This window comes from Nostoc sp. CHAB 5715, assembly GCF_020829685.1.
Classification (GTDB): Bacteria; Cyanobacteriota; Cyanobacteriia; order Cyanobacteriales; family Nostocaceae; genus Nostoc.
This window is the reverse complement of sequence record NZ_JAIVFR010001155.1, coordinates 1-2,135: the sequence shown is the minus strand read 5'-3', so window position 1 is coordinate 2,135 and position 2,135 is coordinate 1. Positions and strand designations below refer to the sequence as shown.

At 37.0% G+C, this 2,135-nt stretch carries 2 protein-coding genes; both read left to right on the top strand.

Annotation, left to right across the window (positions count from 1 at the left end):
* Nucleotides 1–114: 114 nt before the first annotated feature.
* Nucleotides 115–729, top strand: a complete 615-nt coding sequence (locus tag LC574_RS37115) for a hypothetical protein (RefSeq protein WP_229458622.1) — start codon at nucleotides 115–117, stop codon at nucleotides 727–729.
* Between the two features lie 670 nt (nucleotides 730–1,399).
* Nucleotides 1,400–2,135, top strand: a 736-nt coding sequence (locus tag LC574_RS37110; RefSeq protein ID WP_229458621.1) for a carbonic anhydrase, incomplete at its 3' end; no start/stop codon positions are given.

Below are 2,135 nucleotides of genomic sequence, written 5' to 3'. Positions count from 1 at the left end.
TATTTAGTTAGGTATGCCAATATAAATAAAAAGCTTCATATATAGCAATCCTAAATCATTTGTGAGAAATTACCGTACTCGTTGAGCTTAGGGAAGTCAAAAAATTGACCATTAATGGCTAACTCAAATAATGCCTTAACTACAGAAAAAGAAGCTGTATCTCAAGTTACTGATACATCAACCATTGACTTAGCAATTACACCAGTGGAAGATGTTGCAGTAAGCGCTCAAGAAGCTGCTGAAGAATCTAAAACAGAAGCGATCGCACAAACAAGTGATGTTAAATCTCTTAATTTACCATCTTTAGAAACACCCGTAAATGAAACTCTTAAAGTTTCCTTAATTATTTCCACAAAATACGTAGCGCTCATCGCTCACGAAAGTAAAAAATCGGATTTGGCAAAATTTGTTGCTCAACATCAAGAGTTTTTCTCACAGTGTTTAACGCTTGCACCACCCTTTATTAGTCAAATATTAACCCAGGAACTAGATATATCTATCAGTTTGCAAATTCCTGCTACAACATCTGGAGGATATCAAACTATTGCTTCTATGGTTGCCTCAGGAGATATAGTGGCAGTGATTTTATTGAAAGATTTTATGATGGCTCAATCTAGTCAGGCAAATGAAGAAGCACTGTTGAGGGTATGTAACATCAACGAAGTTTTAGTTGCAACCAATATCCCTACAGCAGAAGCGATTGTACATTACATTAAATTTAAGGCATGATTGCGCTCTTGCTAATTTTCTAAACATGATGCACAAGCTGTACAAAGATTTTTTTGTAAAGCTTTAATATGAACTGATCCCACTATTCTAAAAATGCCTGCTTTTTTAATGAAATATGCTTGAAAAACTTGATTTTTCGTTTTTATTTTTCAATAGCTTAAGTTTTTTGGCCCTCGTGAACACGAGGTAGACACCATTGGTTTAAGAGCGATCGCCTTAAGTCTGTATTGCAGACTGGAACACTGGAAAGGCTCAAGATGGCTGAGATTTTAAGACAAAACCCTATTTTTCGAGTCCTTGCTCTTGTGCTTTCCATTGAAACTAGTAACTGATAACCGATAACTGTTAAAAAGCTGTTGGCAAAATTTTCGCAGTAGGGGATTGCTTGTGCAGATAGGGAGATAAATGGAAGAAGAAAAATACCAAAATTATTACTAATTGCAGATTGATTTCCCATTAAAACTGCGACCAGAGAGGGTAGTTTTGCAAGACTGCTTAAACAATACAATAATAAATTTCACCCTTTGACTAAGCCGATAGTGCAATGACAAAAGCCCATCAATTAAGTCAATCTATTTATAGATATTATTAACCCGTCCCTACTGACTGAATTTGAGAACTGAATTTTTACCACAAGTTTCAAGTATTACTTGTTGATTTAGGTACTCCTATGAAAAAATTGATTAAAGGTTTGCGCGAATTTAAAAGTAGTTATTTTTCCGCCAATGAAGAACTGTTTGAACAACTTTCTCATGGTCAAAAGCCCAGAGTACTATTTATTACTTGTTCAGATTCGCGTATCGATCCAAACCTAATTACACAAGCCGGGTTAGGCGAATTATTTGTTATCCGCAATGCAGGTAATATTATTCCACCATTTGGTGCGACTAATGGCGGTGAAGGGGCAACAATTGAATATGCTATTCAAGCATTAGATATTCAACAAATTATTGTCTGTGGTCACTCACATTGTGGTGCTATGAAAGGGTTAATGAAGTTAGACAGCCTGCGGGTAGAAATGCCGCTTGTACATGACTGGCTCAAGTATGCAGAGGCAACCCGACGACTGGTAAAAGACAATTATAGCCACTACGAAGGGGAAGAACTCTTAGAAATAATTATTGCTGAGAATGTACTTACCCAAATCGAAAATTTACGGACTTATCCGGTGATTCACTCTAAGCTTTACCAAGGGCAACTCAATATTTATGCCTGGATTTATCAAATTGAGACAGGAGAAATTTTGGCATACGACGCACAAAAGCACGCCTATGTCTTGCCTCAAAATCAGCTTCCCCCATCGGAGATAGATGAGACGTTACTTAGCCCACCTTTAACTAGCAATGTGGAAATACATTTCACTAAAACTCAACAACGGGCATGTCAATCGTCCCAGGAACTTCCTA

Coding starts and splice junctions, on each gene's coding strand:
- LC574_RS37115 (WP_229458622.1), top strand. CDS start 115: ATGGCTAACTCAAATAATGCCTTAACTACAGAAAAAGAAGCTGTATCT.